We start from the raw sequence: 16,429 nt of genomic DNA, 5'->3' as shown, positions 1-16,429 counted from the left end.
CGAAATCCTGAGCGCTGGCAAACGGATCTGCGAAAAACCCGCGAAAACGCGCATAAAAACGAAGGGGAAGCCCGCCGACGCACGGCGGGGAGCGGGGATCAGGCAGAGGTTTCCACGTCTTGCGGATACTGACGGGCCCAGGCCTCGAAGCCGCCGTCGATGCTGTAGACCGCGTCGAACCCCTGGTGCAGCAGGTATTGCGCCGCGCTGCGGCTGCTGTTGCCGTGGTAGCACATCACCATCACCGGCCGCTCGAAGTCGTTTTGTTGCATAAAGGCCGACAGGGTGGCGTTGGTGAGGTGAAAGGCGCCCGGCGTATGCCCGGCTTCAAAACTTTGCGGATCGCGGATGTCGACCAGGGCGGCGCTGCCCTCTTTCCAGCGGGTGTAAGCCTGTTCAACGTTGATCGCTTCGAACTGTTCCATACTGCTGACTGCCTCATTATTGGGGGACGCCGCTATTGTAACCAACTCTGCGGCGTTTAAGACCAGAGCAAGGTTGTGGTTTTCTCACACCAGCAGCACTTCCACCCCTTGTTGACGCAGTTGCTCAACGATCGCCGAATCGGCGGCGCGGCCGGTGATCACCATGGCGATTTGCTCGGTGCGGCTGAACAGCATGCCGGCGCGTTGGCCGACTTTGCTGCTGTCGACCAGCACCACCAGTTTACCGACGTAGTTGAGCATCTTCTGTTCCGCCATCGCGGTCAGCATATCGGTTTTATACAGGCCGTCAGCGGTGAGGCCGATACCGCTGGTGAACATCCAGTGCCCGGCGTACAGGGTGGCGTCGCCGTCCTGGGGCGCCAGAGTAATCGACTGGGTTTTGTTGTACTGGCCTCCCATGATCACCACGCTGTCGTGTTCCTGCTCGATCAGGTAATTGGCCAGTGGCAGATAATTGGTGATCACCTGAACCGGCTTGCCGCAAATTTCACGGCCCAACAGAAATGCGGTGGAGCCGCAATTGATCACCACGCTTTCACCCGGCTGACAGAGCTGTGCCGCAGCCGCCGCAATACGCATTTTTTCGTCCAGATGCTGGGTTTGGTGGATATTGAGCGGCGTCCAGGCCGGGCGCGGAGTTTGTGTGGCTTCGGCGCCGTTGCGCACTTTGCGCAATTTGCCGATTTCATTCAGTTTGTTGATGTCCCGGCGCGCGGTAGCCGGAGAGATGTCAAACGCCGCGATGACGTCCGCCACGGAGATTTGCCCCTTGCGCTGCAAGAGATCGAGAATGGCGTTGTGGCGTTGGGACTCTGTCATGCGGGCTCCGTCGGAGAGAGAAAACGTCGTTGCCTATGATTATATGCGCGCCGTTTGACGATTTGAATCATTCCCGTTCAAAAGCGCGCATCCGTATGCAACACCGGTTGATTACAAGAAAGACTTGAAGGGCAGATCGGGTTCGAGGGTGAAGCAATCATCGAAACCGCGCGGGTAGTGGTACTCCAGATTGTCTTTATCCTGCGGCCAGATGAACTTGCCGCCAACCTGCCAGATAAACGGTTTAAAACCGTATTTGAGCCGGTCTTTCTTCATTTCCCACAGCACGCGAATTTCCTGCGGATCCGCCTGGAAATTCGACCATATGTCATGGTGGAAGGGGATCACGACCTTGGCGTTCAGCGATTCCGCCATGCGCAAGATGTCGGCGCTGGTCATCTTGTCGGTAATGCCGCGCGGGTTCTCGCCGTAGGAACCGAGGGCGACATCGATCTGATGATCGTTGCCGTGCTTGGCGTAATAGTTGGAGTAGTGGGAATCGCCGCTGTGATAAAGGTTGCCGCCCGGCGTTTTGAACAGGTAGTTGACCGCCCGCAGGTCCATGCCGTCCGGCAGAACGCCCGCTGCTTTTTGTTCCACCGGCAGTGTGATGAGCGCCGTGCGATCGAAGGCGTCCAGCGCATGAATTTCAATGTCTTTGATTTTTATCACGTCGCCAGGTTTGACGGTGATGCAGCGCTCAGGCGGCACACCCCAACCAATCCAGATATCCACGCAGCTTTGCGGCCCGATAAACGGAACGGTGGCGGCGCAATTTTGCAACACCGCCGCGGCGACGTTCACATCGATGTGATCGTTGTGGTCGTGCGTGGCCAAGACGGCGTCGAGCTGGGTAATCGCGAAGGGATCCAGTACGAATGGGGTCGTGCGCAGGTTAGGCTGCAGCTTGCGCACCCCCGCCATTCGCTGCATTTGGTGGCCGGTTTTCATCAGTGGGTTGCCGTGGCTCTGCTTGCCGGTACCGCACCAAAAGTCGACGCACAGATTGGCGCTTTCTTCGGATTTGAGCCAGATACCGGTACAGCCCAGCCACCACATGGCGAAGGTGCCGGGCGCAACTTTCTCCTGCTCTATCTCTTCGTTCAGCCAGGTGCCCCATTCGGGAAAGGTGTTCAATATCCAGGATTCGCGGGTGATGTCGTTGACTTTACTCATGGGTCGTTCCTCGTTGGCGGTGATAATGCAATCACAAATAATCATTTAAAGATTTTATGTGATTTGTTTTGATCGAATCTAGCACCGTTTTTTTCAACTGACAACGATCGAAATACACGTTAACACCGCCGGATTTACGTGCTACGCCGTCCTTTTATCTCCTTTTTGTTTGATTAACTGCTATTAAATTCAATGAGTAATAAAATGTAAGCCGTCTAATTCATTGAATGTTAGTGGAATTGATTTTTAACTTGCGAGGTTGTTCACAAATAATCATTTATGATCTTTTTGTGATTTCTTGTGATTGGTATGGTGAAGGCGTTACCTGCATGCCAACCTTTTCGGGAGAGCCGTATGGAAACTCTTTACACCATCTTCACCGTCTTTTTTAACCAGGTGATGACCAATGCGCCGCTGCTGTTGGGGCTGGTTACGCTGCTGGGTTACACGTTGCTGCGCAAAAGCGCGGCGGTCATTATCAAAGGCACGATCAAAACCATTATCGGTTTCATGTTGCTGCAAGCCGGTTCCGGCATCCTGACCGGCACGTTCAAACCGGTGGTGGCGAAGCTGTCCGAGGTGTACGGCATCAACGGGGCGATTTCAGATACCTATGCCTCGATGATGGCCACCATCGATCGGATGGGGGAGGCCTATAGCTGGGTCGGCTACGCGGTCTTGCTGGCGCTGGCGCTGAACATACTCTACGTGTTGTTGAGGCGCATTACCGGCATCCGTACCATCATGCTTACCGGCCATATCATGTTTCAGCAGGTGGGGTTGATCGCGGTATTTTTCTACATTCTGGGCTACGGCATGTGGACAACGGTATTGTGCAGCGCGCTGTTGGCTTCACTGTATTGGGGCATCACGTCCAACATGATGTTCAAACCGACGCAGGCGGTGACGGAAAACAGCGGTTTCTCCATTGGGCACCAACAGCAGTTCGCTTCGTGGCTGGCGTATAAGGCAGCGCCGTATCTCGGTAAAAAAGAGGACAGCGTGGAAGATCTGAAGCTGCCCGGGTGGCTGAACATTTTCCATGACAACATCGTTTCCACCGCCATCGTGATGACGCTGTTCTTCGGCATCATTCTTTGCTCGTTCGGCTTGGATACCCTGCAGGCGATGGCCGGTAAAACCCACTGGAGCATCTATATCCTGCAAACCGGGCTGATGTTCGCGGTGGCGATTTTCATCATCGTGCAGGGCGTGCGCATGTTCGTCGCCGAATTGACCGAGGCCTTCAATGGGATTTCCCAACGCCTGATCCCCGGTGCGGTACTGGCCATCGACTGCGCCGCCATCTATAGCTTCGCGCCCAACGCCGTGGTGTGGGGCTTTATGTGGGGCACCATCGGCCAATTGATCGCCGTCGGCATCCTCCTGGCGTGCGGCGCTTCCATCATGATCATCCCCGGTTTCATTCCCATGTTCTTCTCTAACGCCACCATCGGCGTGTTCGCTAACCACTTTGGCGGCTGGCGCGCGGCGATGAAGATCTGCCTGGTGATGGGGATGATAGAGATCTTGGGCTGCGTGTGGGCCATCAAGCTGACCGGGCTGAGCGCCTGGATGGGAATGGCGGACTGGTCGATTCTGGCGCCGCCGCTGATGCAAGGGCTGAGCTTCGGCCTGTGGTTTATGGGCGTGGTGATCGCCATCGCGCTGCTGTACATGTTCTTCGCCGGGCGCACCCTGCGCGCGGAGGAAGATGCTGAAAAACAATCGGTTGAACCAGCGTCACGTTAATAGGAGTGCAGATTATGACGGTACGAATCCTGGCGGTGTGCGGTTGCGGACAAGGCAGTTCCATGATCATGAAAATGAAAGTCGACCAATTTTTAACGCAGCAAGGCGTGGATCATTCGGTCAACAGCTGTGCGGTGGGGGAATACAAATCCGAGTTGAGCGGGGCTGACATCATCATCGCTTCCACCCATGTCGCGGATGAGATCGTCGTCAGCGGCAACAAATACGTAGTCGGGGTGCGCAATATGCTCTCGGCTGCCGACTTCGGTCCGAAGCTGATGGAAGTCATCGGCGCGCATTTTCCGCAAGATTTGAAGCAGTGAGGAGCGAGTCATGAAGCTGAGCGATTCGTTGGCGCAGAACAACGCTATTCACCTGCAGGCGGAGGCTGCCGACTGGCGTCAGGCGGTGCGGCTGGGGGTCGATCTGCTGGTGGCCGCCGGCGTGGTGGAGCCTCGCTATTTCGACGCCATTCTGGCCGGCGTCGAACGGCACGGCCCTTACTTCGTGTTGGCGCCCGGCCTGGCGATGCCGCATGGTCGGCCGGAGGAAGGGGTGCTGAAAACCGGCTTCGCCTTGGTCACCTTGAAAACGCCGGTGTGCTTCGGCGATGAGGACAACGATCCGATAGATATCTTGATCACCATGGCGGCGGTGGACGCCAAAACGCATCAGGAGGTGGGCATCATGCAAGTGGTTAACCTGTTCGAAGATGAGGCGAACTTCGATCGCTTGCGGGCCTGTCGCCGGGCGAGCGAGGTACTGGCGTTAATCGACAAAACGTCCGCGGCGGCGGCGAATTGAAGGAGACATGCAATGAAAACGCATTTACCGATGCTGCAAGTGGCGCTGGATAACCTGTCCATGGCCGCGGCTTACAATACGACGCGCCTGATCGCGGCCGAAGTCGACATCATTGAGGTCGGCACTATTTTGTGCGTGGCGGAAGGCGTACGGGCCGTGCGCGATCTGAAAGCGCTGTATCCGGATCGCATCGTGTTGGCGGACGCGAAAATCGCCGATGCGGGGCAAATTTTGGCGCGGATGTGCTTCGAGGCACACGCCGACTGGATCACGGTGATCTGCTGCGCTGACATCAATACGGCCAAGGGCGCGCTGCAGGTGGCGCATGAGTTCGGTGGCGACGTGCAGATCGAACTGACGGGATTTTGGACCTGGGAACAGGCGCAGGCGTGGCGTGAGGCGGGTATTGGTCAGGTGGTGTATCACCGCAGCCGTGACGCGCAGGCGGCGGGCGTCGCCTGGAGCGATGACGATATCCGCGCGGTTCATCGCCTGAGCGAGATGGGTTTCAAGGTGACGGTTACCGGCGGATTGTCATTGGCGGATTTGCCTCTGTTCCGGGGCATTCCCATCCATGTTTTTATCGCCGGGCGCAGCATTCGCGATGCCGCCGATCCGGTCGCGGCGGCGCGGGAATTTAAACGCGTCATCGTCCAACTGTGGGGCTGAGGAGCGGTTATGTTGCAAAAATCCGTACCGTTGGGCATCTACGAGAAGGCGTTGCCGCCGGGCGAGGACTGGCTGACGCGCTTGCAACTGGCGGGGGAGTTGGGATTCGATTTCGTTGAAATGTCGATCGATGAAAGCGACGGCCGTCTGGCGCGGCTGGATTGGAACAGCGAGCAGCGACTGGCGCTGATCGGCGCCGTTGCGGCCAGCGGTGTGCGCGTCCCTTCTTTGTGCCTTAGCGCCCATCGGCGTTTTCCGTTGGGCAGTGAAGACGACAGGACGCGCGAGCGGGGGCTGGAGATCATGCGCAAGGCCATCCGGCTGGCGCAGGATACCGGCATACGGGTGATCCAACTGGCCGGATATGACGTTTATTACCAACAGGCTACTGCGCAGACCCGCGCCCGGTTCCGCGCCGGCTTGGCGCAGGCGGTGGAGATGGCCAGCCGCGCGCAGGTCATGCTGGCGATGGAAATCATGGATTATGCGCTGATGAATTCGATCAGCAAGGCGCTGGGTTATGTCCACTACCTGAATAACCCATGGTTTCAGCTATACCCGGACATCGGCAATTTGTCTGCCTGGGACAACGATGTGCAGATGGAGCTCGTAGCCGGACGCGGGCATATCGTAGCGGTGCACGTTAAGGATACGCGGCCGGGAGAGTTTAAGAACGTGCCGTTCGGCGAGGGCGTGGTCGATTTCACCCGCTGCTTCGAAACGCTGCTTGCGAGCGGCTATCGCGGCCCCTATCTGCTCGAAATGTGGAGCGAGAAGGCGCCCGACCCGCTGCAGGTGGTGCGGGAGGCGCGTGCCTGGGTGGTTGAACGCATGGCAGAGGCCGGGTTGGAAATAGGGAGCTAACATGCTGGAACAACTGAAATGGCAGGTCTACAAAGCCAATATGGCGCTGCCTGAGCACGGGCTGGTGACCTATACCTGGGGCAATGTCAGCGGCATCGATCGGGCCAGCGATCTGATGGTGATAAAACCCAGCGGCGTGCCTTATGAAACGATGCGGGCGGAAGATATGGTGGTGGTGAATGCGCGAGGGGAGGTTGTTGAGGGGCAACTGCGGCCTTCATCCGATACGCCGACGCATCTGGCGCTGTACCGGGCATTCCCACAACTCGGCGGCGTCGTGCATACGCACTCCACTCACGCCACCGCCTGGGCCCAGGCGGGTGAGGCGATACCGGCGTTTGGCACCACCCATGCCGACTATTTTTCCGGCGACATTCCTTGCACCCGCGCGCTGACGGCGGAAGAGGTGGCGCGGGAATATGAATTGAACACCGGCCGGGTGATTATCGAAACCCTGTGCGGGCGCGAGCCGTTGCACATTCCCGGCATTCTGGCGTATCAGCATGGTCCGTTTAGTTGGGGCTGCTCGCCGGATGAGGCGGTGCATAACGCGGTGGTGCTCGAGGAGGTGGCTAAGATGGCGTGGATCAGCCGGGGCATTAACCCCGGCCTGCGCCGGATCGATGAACACCTGTCGGCGAAACATTTCAGCCGCAAACATGGCGCCGGCGCTTATTACGGCCAGCGCTGACTATCAGGCGCCGTACCCCATCATCTTCAACAACTGCTGCGCCTGCTGCACCGCTTCCTGGCGATGGGCTACGCCCAGTTTCTGGTACAGGTTGCGGATGTGCGTCTTGATGGTGGTGGCCGCCACGTCCAGCTCGCCGGCGATCTGGTCGTTGCTGTAGCCGGAATAGATTAGCCCCAGCACCTGCCATTCGCGCTGGGTGAGCGGGCTGGTGCGGATCAGCTCCGGCACCTGCGGGTGGGTCAGCAGCTTATCGACGAAGTTCTCGTCAAAATGCGCGAACTTGTGCCGATGATGCTGGTTGATGTCGCGCAGGATGCGCTGGGCACGATGCTGTTCCAGCTCCGGCAGCGTGTTGAGCTGGATCAGCTGGCGCAGCTGCTGTGCCATCGCTTCGCCTTCGATGACGAAGTGGCTGATAAAGCCGGTGCGGTTAGCCAGCGACAGCGCTTCGATCAGCGCCTGCTGCGCTTCGCCCTTGCGCTCTTGCAGCCAGTACAGCTGGTTGCTGAGCAGCAGGTTGCGGTTCAGATCGCTCACCAGCCGCAGGCGGCGGGCGTTCTCGTTCAGCTCATCCAGCACCACCCCGGCCTCGTCATACTGGCCGAGCAGGATTTGCACCCGCGCGATGTTGCGCCATTGGCCCTGCGTGAAGTGGTTGTCCGCCATGCCGGGCTTTTCGGTGTGGCGCAGCCACTGGGCGGCGGCGGTGATGTCGCCGGTCATCTGCCAGTGGATCACCCGCGACTTGTCGGTGTTGGTCAGCCAGTCGCGATGATAATGGGCGCCGTGCAGCAGGGTTTCGCAGCGCTGCAGATGGGTATTGGCGTTGTCCAGATCGCCGCGCGCCAGCGAGCATTTGGCCAACATGGCGATGCACTGCAGCTGCTGTTGCGGTTGGTAGTTCGCCAGAATTTTCAGCCCGGCGCGCGCCGCGTCTTCCGCTTCGTCCAGACGCGACCACGACCACAGGATCTGCGCGCGAATGCGCAGCAGGAATTCGTGCATCGGCAGCTGTTCCAGGTGCTGCTCGCGGATCAGTTCGAACGCCTTATCCTGGGTTTCGTAAGCGGCCTGCAGGAAGCCTTGGGCGATAAGGATTTCGCTCTGCTGCAGCAGCGCCCAGAGCGCGTAATGGTTGGCCTGATGACGACGCGCCATCTGCTCGGTCTGCTGCATCATCGGCAGCGCGCGCGCCAGTTCGCCCTTGCAGTGGTGCACTTCGCCGGTCACCGAGGTGGCGACGATGCGGCTGTAGTAGCTGGACAGCGGCAGGAATTTCAACGCTTCGGTCGCCAGCCGCTCGGCTTCTTCCGGTTTGCCGGCGTTGATCGCCACCTGGGCGCGCAAGGCGTCGAACTCGGCGTGCAGCGTTTGGTCTATCTCGATTTTTTGTTCGCGCATGGTGCGCTCGGCGCGCTCCAGCAGGGTGTTGACCTCGCTGTAGCGGTGCTGGCTCTGCGCCAGCCAGGCCTGCAGCAGCGCCAGCTTGGGGTTTTGGATCAGGCGCTCATACGGCAGCGCGTTGAGGCACTCCTCCAGCAAGGCCAGTTCGCTGTGGTGGAACAGCGACCAGGCGTGTTGCAGCAGGATATCGCGCAGCATGCTGCCGTCGCTGGCCGCCAGCGCGTGGTGAATGGCCTCCGCCGGATACCCCAGCGCCAGCCAGCCTTCGGCGGCGGCGCGGTGCAACCCCGGCAGCTCCAGCGCCAGTTCCCACTGGCAACGCTGGCGCAGGAAAGAGGCGAACAGCGGGTGGAAGTTGAACCATTCGCCGGTGTCGTCCATGCGGTGGATAAACAGCCCCTGGCGTTCCAGCTCCTCCAGCCGCTGCTGGCCGTTGTCTTCGCCGGTCAGCCGCACGATCAGCGCATCGTTCATTGAGCGCAGCACCGAACAGCGCAGCAGGAAGGCGCGCGCATCGGCATCGACGTGATCCAGCACTTCGTCCACCAGATAGTCGGACAGATGGCTGGCGTTCAGCCCCGCCAGCCGCTTGGCCGACAGTTGGGCCGAGGAGGCGGATTGGCGGGCCGACAGCGCGATCAGCTGCAGCGCGGTGGCCCAGCCTTCGACTTCGTCGCACAGGCGGCTGCTGTCCTGCTGTTCCATCGGCGCCGCCAGGCGGCAATCGAAGAACTGTTTGGCTTCCTGATGGGTGAACGCCAGCTGCTGCGTGCCCATTTCCAGCAGCTGATCGCGCACCCGCAGGTTGGCGATGCCGAGCGGCGGCAGGGTGCGCGAGAGCAGGATCAGCGTCAGGTTTTCCGGCTGATGGCGCAGGAAAAAGCGCATGGCTTCGTGAATGGCGTCGTTGGTGATCAGGTGATAGTCGTCGATCACCAGGTACAGCGGCTGATGCCAGTCGGCCAGCTCGATAAACAGCTGGGCGAACAGCGCCGACAGGCTGGCGTACTGGTGCTTCTGGCTCAGCGCTTCGCTCTTGACGCAGCGGCCGCCGCTGGCCTGCTGCAGCGCCGCGATCAGGTAGCTGGCGAAACGCTCCGGCTGGTTGTCGCTCTCATCCAGGGAATACCAGCCCAGATCGGCCTTGCCGGCCGCCCATTGGGCGATCAGCGTGGTTTTCCCGTATCCCGCCGGGCAATTGACCAGTGTCAGACGATAGTTGCCCGCGCTGGCCAGTTTGGCCAGCAGGCGATCGCGGATCACGGTATTTTGCAGCCGTACCGGGCGGCTCAGTTTTGATGGGATCAGCATAGTATTCCAGGATATAAATCGCGGTTCCCGCCGGGATTGGAGTGGCGCTAATTATTTTATGGTTCGTAATTAATAGCTCCCCCTAACTTCTGCCAACCCTAAACGTATTGCAACAAGCTTCCGCATCGGCTTGGAGTTAAGTTGCTATCGATCACACTTTTTTACGTTTGGCGTCGGAGTACGGCGATGCGGTTGCGGATCGCATTTCCGGCCATGGACAAAACTTCAGCAGCGCGAATACTTGTGCTAACGTCATGGTTAACGTTCTCAGTGCTCGCCGCACGCGTTGGCGGGCTTTTTTGCATCGTTGCAAGGGAGTCAAAAAGTGCCTGAGATCACAATTCCAGCTACGCCCCAATCCTCCTCCCCAGCTAATCCCCAGGCGGGATGATGCCGTCAGGCTTTCTCACCGGCACGATAGCGGCAATTTGACCCACTTACTGGATAGAGAGTTTTCCTTATGTCACAGCCTACGCTCAAGAAGGATGCTTTTCTGGCGGCGCTCGCCCGTCAGTGGCAACGGTTCGGCCTCAGTTCCGCGCAGCAAATGACGCAACATCAATGGTGGGAAGCCGTCAGTGCGGCGCTGGCCGAGCAACTGGCCGCACAGCCGGCGCCGCGCAAAAGCGCCAAACCGCTGCGTCACGTGAACTACATCTCGATGGAGTTTTTGATTGGCCGGTTGACGGCGAACAACCTGATCAACCTGGGCTGGTACGACACCGTCGAGCAGGCGCTGGCCGAGCAGAACGTCAAGCTGGCGGATCTGCTCGAGCAGGAAACCGATCCGGCGTTGGGCAACGGCGGGCTGGGGCGTTTGGCGGCCTGCTTCCTCGACTCGATGGCGACGGTGGAACAACCGGCCACCGGCTATGGGCTGAACTACCAGTACGGGCTGTTCCGCCAGTCGTTCCAGGGTGGGCAACAGCAAGAGGCGCCGGATAACTGGCAACGCGAGAGCTATCCGTGGTTCCGCCACAACGCCGCGTTGGCGGTGGACGTGGGCATCGGCGGCAAGCTGGAGAAGCAGGCCGACGGCCGCGAACTGTGGCGCCCGGCCTTCACCCTGCGCGGCGAAGCCTGGGATCTGCCGGTGCTGGGGTATCGCAACGGCGTGGCGCAGCCGCTGCGTCTGTGGCAGGCGACCCATCAGCATCCGTTCAACCTGGGCGATTTCAACGACGGCAAATTCCTGCAGGCTGAGAAGCAGGGCGTAGAAGCCGATAAGCTGACCAAGGTGCTTTACCCGAACGACAACCATCAGGCCGGCAAACGCCTGCGCCTGATGCAGCAGTATTTCCAGTGCGCCTGCTCGGTGGCGGACATTTTGCGCAAGCACCATCAGGCCGGCCGCAAGATTGAAGAACTGCCGAAGTATGAAGTGATCCAACTGAACGACACCCACCCGACCATCGCCATTCCGGAAATGCTGCGCATTCTGCTGGACGAGCATCAGCTGGAGTGGGAGGCGGCCTGGGCGATCACCAGCAACACCTTCGCCTACACCAACCACACTTTGATGCCGGAAGCGCTGGAGCGCTGGGATGAAAAATTGGTGCGCAGCCTGCTGCCGCGCCATTTCTCCATCATCAAACAGATCAACGCCAGGTTTAAAAAATTGGTGGATAAGCACTGGCCGGGCGACGAGGCGGTGTGGGCCAAGCTGGCGGTGCACCACGACAAGCAGGTGCGCATGGCCAACCTGTGCGTGGTCAGCGGCTTTGCGGTTAACGGCGTGGCGCAGCTGCATTCGGATCTGGTGGTGAAGGATCTGTTCCCTGAATATCACCAGCTGTGGCCGAACAAATTCCATAACGTCACCAACGGCATCACGCCGCGCCGCTGGCTGAAACAGTGCAACCCGGCGCTGTCAGGCTTGATCGACGAGACGCTGAAGGTGGAGTGGGCGGGCGATCTCGACGCGCTGCGCGGGCTGGAGAAATTCGCCGACGACGCGGCGTTCCGCCAGCGTTATCAGCAGATCAAACGCGACAACAAGGTGGCGCTGGCTCATTACGTGCACGGCGTGATGGGGCTGACGCTCGATCCGGACGCGATCTTCGACGTGCAGATCAAACGCCTGCACGAGTACAAACGCCAGCACCTGAATCTGCTGCACATCCTGTCGCTGTATCGCCAGCTGCGCGACAACCCGAACCTGGACATCGTGCCGCGCGTCTTCCTGTTCGGCGCCAAGGCGGCGCCGGGCTACTACCTGGCGAAGAACATCATCTACGCCATCAATCAGGCAGCCGAGAAAATCAATAACGATCCGTTGGTGAAAGATCGCCTGAAAGTGGCGTTCATCCCGGACTACCGCGTGTCGGTGGCCGAACTGATGATCCCGGCGGCGGATATCTCCGAGCAGATCTCCACCGCCGGCAAAGAGGCCTCCGGCACCGGCAACATGAAACTGGCGCTGAACGGCGCGCTGACGGTCGGCACGCTGGACGGCGCCAACGTCGAAATCGCCGAGCAGGTGGGCGAAGACAACATCTTTATCTTCGGCAATACCGTGGAGCAGGTGAAGGCGATAGTGGCGAAGGGCTACGATCCGCTCAGCTACCGCAAGAAGGACAAGCACCTGAAGGCGATTTTGGATGAACTGGCGAGCGGCGCTTTCAGCCATGGCGACAAGCACGCGTTCGACATGATGCTGCACAGCCTGCTGGAAGGCGGCGATCCCTATCTGGTGCTGGCGGACTTTGCCTCGTACTGCCAGGCGCAGCGCCGGGTCGATGAGCTGTATCGCGATCGGGACGAGTGGACGCGGCGGACTATCCTTAACACCGCGCGCGTCGGCATGTTCAGCTCGGATCGCTCGATCCGCGATTACCAGCAGCGCATCTGGCAAGCCAAACGTTAAGGAGAGCGAATGGATCGCAAGCGTATCGATCAGGCGGCAGCGCAGGCGGGGATCGCTGCCGATTTCATCAATGCTCACGGCAAACGGCAGGCGATTGAGCCGCAGACCAAGCGCAAGCTGCTGGCGGCCATGAAGTGGGCCGATGATGCGGTGCAGGATACCGCGCCGCCGCCGTTACCGGCGGTCAAGGTGTTCTATCAGGGCGCGCCGTTGGCGCTGACGCCGACGGGCGAAGGCGAATACCTGTGGGCGCTGCAGCGTGAAGACGGCGAATGCCTGCAGGGGCGCGTCGGCGCGCGCAAGACCCTGACGCTGCCCGGCGAGCTGCCGGCGGGTTACCACCAATTGACGTTGAGCCAGGGCGCACGGCAGTGGTCATGCCGCGTGATCGTCGCGCCGAGGCGCTGCTTCGAGCCGGACGCCTTGTTGACCGGCAAAAAGCTGTGGGGCGCCTGCGTTCAGCTGTATACGCTGCGCTCCGATCGCAACTGGGGCATCGGCGATTTCGGCGATCTGCGCCTGATGGTGGAAGAGGTGGGGGAACGCGGCGGCGCTTTCGTCGGCCTCAACCCGATCCATGCGCTGTACCCCGCCAACCCGGAGAGCGCCAGCCCTTACAGCCCCTCGTCGCGCCGCTGGCTGAACCTGGCGTATATCGACGTCAACGCGGTGGAGGATTTCCAGCGCAGCGACGCGGCGCAGCGCTGGTGGCAGAAGCCGGCGACGCAGAAACAGCTCGCCAAAGCGCGCGCTGCGGAGTGGGTGGATTATACCGCCGTGATGCAGCTGAAACTGGCGGCGCTGAAGCTGGCGTTTCCGGTATTTCAGGCGCGCAAGCCAAACGACGCGCAGCGTCAGGCGTTCGAGCAATTCGTGACGGACGGCGGCGACAGCCTGTATCGGCAAGCGGCCTTCGACGCGCTGCATGCCCATTTGGCGGCGGATGACATCAGCCAGTGGGGCTGGCCGGCCTGGCCCGAACGTTATCGGCAGGGGGATAGCGAAGCGGTGCGGCAGTTCTGCACTGAACACCAGGAAACGGTTCGTTTTTACCTGTGGCTGCAGTGGCTGGCGGCCACCCAGTTCGCGCAGTGTTTTGACCAGAGCAGGCAGCAGCAGATGCCGATCGGCCTGTATCGCGATCTGGCGGTCGGGGTGGCGGAAGGCGGGGCGGAAACCTGGTGTGACCGCGAGCTGTACTGCCTGAAAGCGTCGGTCGGGGCGCCGCCGGATATTCTGGGCCCGCTGGGGCAAAACTGGGGCCTGCCGCCGATGGATCCGCATGTGATGGCGGCGCGCGGGTATCAGCCGTTCATCGATCTTTTGCGCGCCAACATGACCAGCTGCGGCGCGCTGCGTATCGATCACGTCATGGCGCTGCTGCGGCTGTGGTGGATCCCGTATGGTGAAACCGCCGATCGCGGCGCCTACGTCAAATACCCGGTGGACGATCTGCTGGCGGTGCTGGCGCTGGAAAGCCAGCGCCACCGCTGCATGGTGATCGGCGAGGATCTCGGCACGGTGCCGGTGGAAATCGTCGGCAAGCTGCGCGACAGCGGCGTCTACTCCTACAAAGTGCTCTATTTCGAAAGCGACGGCGAACACCATTTCCGCGCGCCGCAGGCCTATCCGGTACAGGCGATGGCGACCATCACCACCCACGATCTGCCGACGCTGCGCGGCTACTGGCAAAGCGACGATCTGACGCTCGGCAACCGGTTGGGTCTCTACCCGGACGCGGAAATCCTGCGGGCGCTGTTCGCCGATCGAGAACGCGCCAAGCAGGGGCTGCTGGATGGATTACATCGTTATGGCTGCGTGCCGCAGAAGGTGGGCAAGAAGGCGGCGCTGCTCGGCATGAGCCCGCTGCTCAACCGCGGCCTGCAGCGTTATGTCGCCGACAGCGCCAGCGCCTTGCTTGGCCTGCAGCCGGAAGACTGGCTGGACATGGCCGATCCGGTCAACATCCCCGGCACCAGCGATCAGTACCCTAACTGGCGGCGCAAGCTGACCCGGACGTTGGAGGAGATGTTCGCCGACCCGCGGATAAACCGGCTGCTGAAGGATTTGGACAAGCGCCGACGCAAGGTGTCGGTGGGGTGACGATGAGGTGTCGTTGTATTAGGTCAAAGGACGAGAACTTTAGTCCCATCCAAATGACGGATACCCGAATTAATTGGCGTTGCAGCTAGGCGGCAAGTGCGTAAAACCCCAGGAGCTTACTTAAGTAAGTGACTGGGGTGCGCGCATGCGGCCAACAACGCTGCAACTTCAAGTAAGAAGGGTATCAGTAGTAGGAGTGCTCGCCGCGCTGGTGCTCGGTCAAATCACGCACGCCCTTCAGCTCCGGGAACTTCTGCAGCAGCTCTTTCTCGATGCCTTCTTTCAGCGTGACGTCGACCATCGAACAGCCGTTGCAACCGCCGCCGAACTGCAGAATAGCCATGTTGTCGTCGGTGATCTCCATCAGCGTTACGCGGCCGCCGTGGCCCGCCAGCTGTGGGTTGATCTGCGACTGCAGCACGTATTCCACGCGTTCCATCAGCGGCGCGTCGTCATCGACCTTGCGCATCTTGGCGTTCGGCGCCTTCAGCGTCAGCTGAGAACCCAGCTGGTCGGTCACGAAGTCGATTTCGGCGTCTTCCAGATACGGCGCGCTCAGTTCATCGACATAGGCGGACAGTTTGTCGAACTTCAGTTCGGTATCCGTCGCTTCTACCGCGTCCGGCGGGCAATAAGAGACACCGCATTCGGCCGTCGGCGTGCCCGGGTTGATCACGAATACGCGGATTTGGGTGCCTTCTTCTTGATTTGCCAGCAGTTTGGCAAAGTGTTCCTGTGCAGCATCTGTTATACGGATCATAGCATTAGCTCAATAGTTGACTTCTATAGTCGGTTATAATACGCCCATTGCCGTGGCACTACAACGTGCGGCAAACGCACCATATCTGCACCGAGGCGGCGCCTTGCCGCCGCAGCAGCGCCGCGATCTCCGAGACGGTGCTGCCGGTGGTCACCACGTCATCCACCAGGGCGATATGCCGGCCGGCGACCGGCACGGTACAGGCGAACGCGCGCTGCAGATTGCGTCTGCGGGCAGAGGCGCTCAGCCGCTGTTGCAGAGCGGTTTTGCGCACCCGGCGCAAGGCGGCGGGCCGGTAGGCGCAGCCCAGCCAGCGCGCCAGCGGCCGGGCCAGCAGATCGCTCTGGTTATAGCCACGGCGCCAGCAGCGTGTTGCATGCAAGGGTACCGCCAAAATCAGGTCGGGTCTGTTCAGATACTGCTCTCTGCGCGCCTGCTGCCAGCGCAACAGCATCAGGCGCGCCAGCGCCGGCGCCAGCTCGGGCGCGCGGTGGAACTTGAACCTTTTTACCAAGCCGCTGAGCGGCGTCACGTAGTCGCCGACGAACACCAGCCGTTGCCAGGGCGGTGGCCGTTGCAGGCAGCGGCCGCAGGGCGTGCGCGTCTCCCCGGCGGGCAGCCCGCAGCGCGGGCAACACGGCGGTCTGGCCGGCAGGTGACGCAGGCAGCAGCTGCAGAGGCCATGACGCATCAGGCTCAATGGCTGTCGGCATAGCCAACAGCGGCTGCGGATTGATAGCATAGTGTCTCCGAGACGGGTA

General features: G+C 60.5%; 14 protein-coding genes. 8 read left to right on the top strand and 6 right to left on the bottom strand.

Going from position 1 to position 16,429, the window contains the following annotated elements; translation table 11 throughout:
* Positions 1-98 precede the first annotated feature (98 nt).
* The 3 genes from glpE to ulaG all read right to left on the bottom strand — a co-directional run bounded on the left by glpE (position 99) and on the right by ulaG (position 2,441).
* Positions 99-425 carry a thiosulfate sulfurtransferase GlpE gene (gene glpE, locus CPH57_RS19495; RefSeq protein WP_004930790.1) on the bottom strand — a complete coding sequence of 109 codons (327 nt, stop codon included), beginning with the start codon at positions 423-425 and terminating at the stop codon, positions 99-101.
* An 84-nt stretch (positions 426-509) separates the two neighbouring features.
* A complete protein-coding gene (gene ulaR / locus CPH57_RS19490; RefSeq protein ID WP_033651753.1) occupies positions 510-1,265 on the bottom strand; it encodes an HTH-type transcriptional regulator UlaR in 756 nt (251 codons plus the stop codon).
* A 111-nt stretch (positions 1,266-1,376) separates the two neighbouring features.
* Positions 1,377-2,441, bottom strand: a complete 1,065-nt coding sequence (gene ulaG, locus CPH57_RS19485) for an L-ascorbate 6-phosphate lactonase (RefSeq protein ID WP_033645303.1) — start codon at positions 2,439-2,441, stop codon at positions 1,377-1,379.
* A gap of 354 nt (positions 2,442-2,795) precedes the next feature.
* Between ulaG and ulaA the strand changes: the two genes are divergently transcribed.
* Genes ulaA through CPH57_RS19455 form a run of 6 tightly spaced genes read left to right on the top strand, consistent with a single transcriptional unit; the run spans position 2,796 to position 7,221 of the window.
* Positions 2,796-4,193, top strand: coding sequence for a PTS ascorbate transporter subunit IIC (gene ulaA / locus CPH57_RS19480; RefSeq protein ID WP_033645302.1), 1,398 nt, complete (start codon positions 2,796-2,798; stop codon positions 4,191-4,193).
* Between the two features lie 14 nt (positions 4,194-4,207).
* Positions 4,208-4,516: a PTS ascorbate transporter subunit IIB gene (gene ulaB / locus CPH57_RS19475; RefSeq protein ID WP_033645301.1), complete on the top strand. Its 309-nt coding sequence runs from the start codon at positions 4,208-4,210 to the stop codon at positions 4,514-4,516.
* Positions 4,517-4,526: 10 nt separating this feature from the next.
* Positions 4,527-4,997: a PTS ascorbate transporter subunit IIA gene (ulaC, locus tag CPH57_RS19470; protein ID WP_033645300.1), complete on the top strand. Its 471-nt coding sequence runs from the start codon at positions 4,527-4,529 to the stop codon at positions 4,995-4,997.
* 12 nt (positions 4,998-5,009) lie between these two features.
* Entirely contained in the window at positions 5,010-5,666 is a 657-nt protein-coding gene (locus CPH57_RS19465) for a 3-keto-L-gulonate-6-phosphate decarboxylase UlaD (RefSeq protein ID WP_096242661.1), read from the top strand.
* Positions 5,667-5,675: 9 nt separating this feature from the next.
* Positions 5,676-6,530: an L-ribulose-5-phosphate 3-epimerase gene (locus CPH57_RS19460; RefSeq protein ID WP_096242660.1), complete on the top strand. Its 855-nt coding sequence runs from the start codon at positions 5,676-5,678 to the stop codon at positions 6,528-6,530.
* A gap of 4 nt (positions 6,531-6,534) precedes the next feature.
* Positions 6,535-7,221, top strand: a complete 687-nt coding sequence (locus CPH57_RS19455; RefSeq protein WP_046688554.1) for an L-ribulose-5-phosphate 4-epimerase — start codon at positions 6,535-6,537, stop codon at positions 7,219-7,221.
* Positions 7,222-7,224: 3 nt separating this feature from the next.
* Here CPH57_RS19455 and malT read toward each other — a convergent pair whose 3' ends face one another.
* Positions 7,225-9,939, bottom strand: a complete 2,715-nt coding sequence (malT, locus tag CPH57_RS19450) for an HTH-type transcriptional regulator MalT (RefSeq protein ID WP_096242659.1) — start codon at positions 9,937-9,939, stop codon at positions 7,225-7,227.
* Between the two features lie 460 nt (positions 9,940-10,399).
* On the opposite strand from malT, the gene malP reads away from it, so the two are divergent.
* Both malP and malQ read left to right on the top strand, forming a co-directional pair.
* On the top strand, positions 10,400-12,805 hold the full coding sequence (gene malP / locus CPH57_RS19445) for a maltodextrin phosphorylase (RefSeq protein ID WP_096242658.1): 2,406 nt from the start codon (positions 10,400-10,402) through the stop codon (positions 12,803-12,805).
* A gap of 9 nt (positions 12,806-12,814) precedes the next feature.
* Positions 12,815-14,908, top strand: coding sequence for a 4-alpha-glucanotransferase (gene malQ / locus CPH57_RS19440; RefSeq protein ID WP_089195266.1), 2,094 nt, complete (start codon positions 12,815-12,817; stop codon positions 14,906-14,908).
* A 184-nt stretch (positions 14,909-15,092) separates the two neighbouring features.
* Here malQ and nfuA read toward each other — a convergent pair whose 3' ends face one another.
* Together nfuA and gntX are read right to left on the bottom strand one after the other, a co-directional pair.
* Positions 15,093-15,668, bottom strand: coding sequence for a Fe-S biogenesis protein NfuA (gene nfuA / locus CPH57_RS19435; protein WP_004930777.1), 576 nt, complete (start codon positions 15,666-15,668; stop codon positions 15,093-15,095).
* Positions 15,669-15,726: 58 nt separating this feature from the next.
* Positions 15,727-16,410: a DNA utilization protein GntX gene (gntX, locus tag CPH57_RS19430; protein WP_069100680.1), complete on the bottom strand. Its 684-nt coding sequence runs from the start codon at positions 16,408-16,410 to the stop codon at positions 15,727-15,729.
* Positions 16,411-16,429 lie beyond the last annotated feature (19 nt).

Source organism: Serratia sp. JKS000199, assembly GCF_900215455.1.
GTDB classification, from domain to species: domain Bacteria; phylum Pseudomonadota; class Gammaproteobacteria; order Enterobacterales; family Enterobacteriaceae; genus Serratia; species Serratia ureilytica.
This window is presented reverse-complemented; position numbering and strand designations above follow the sequence as displayed.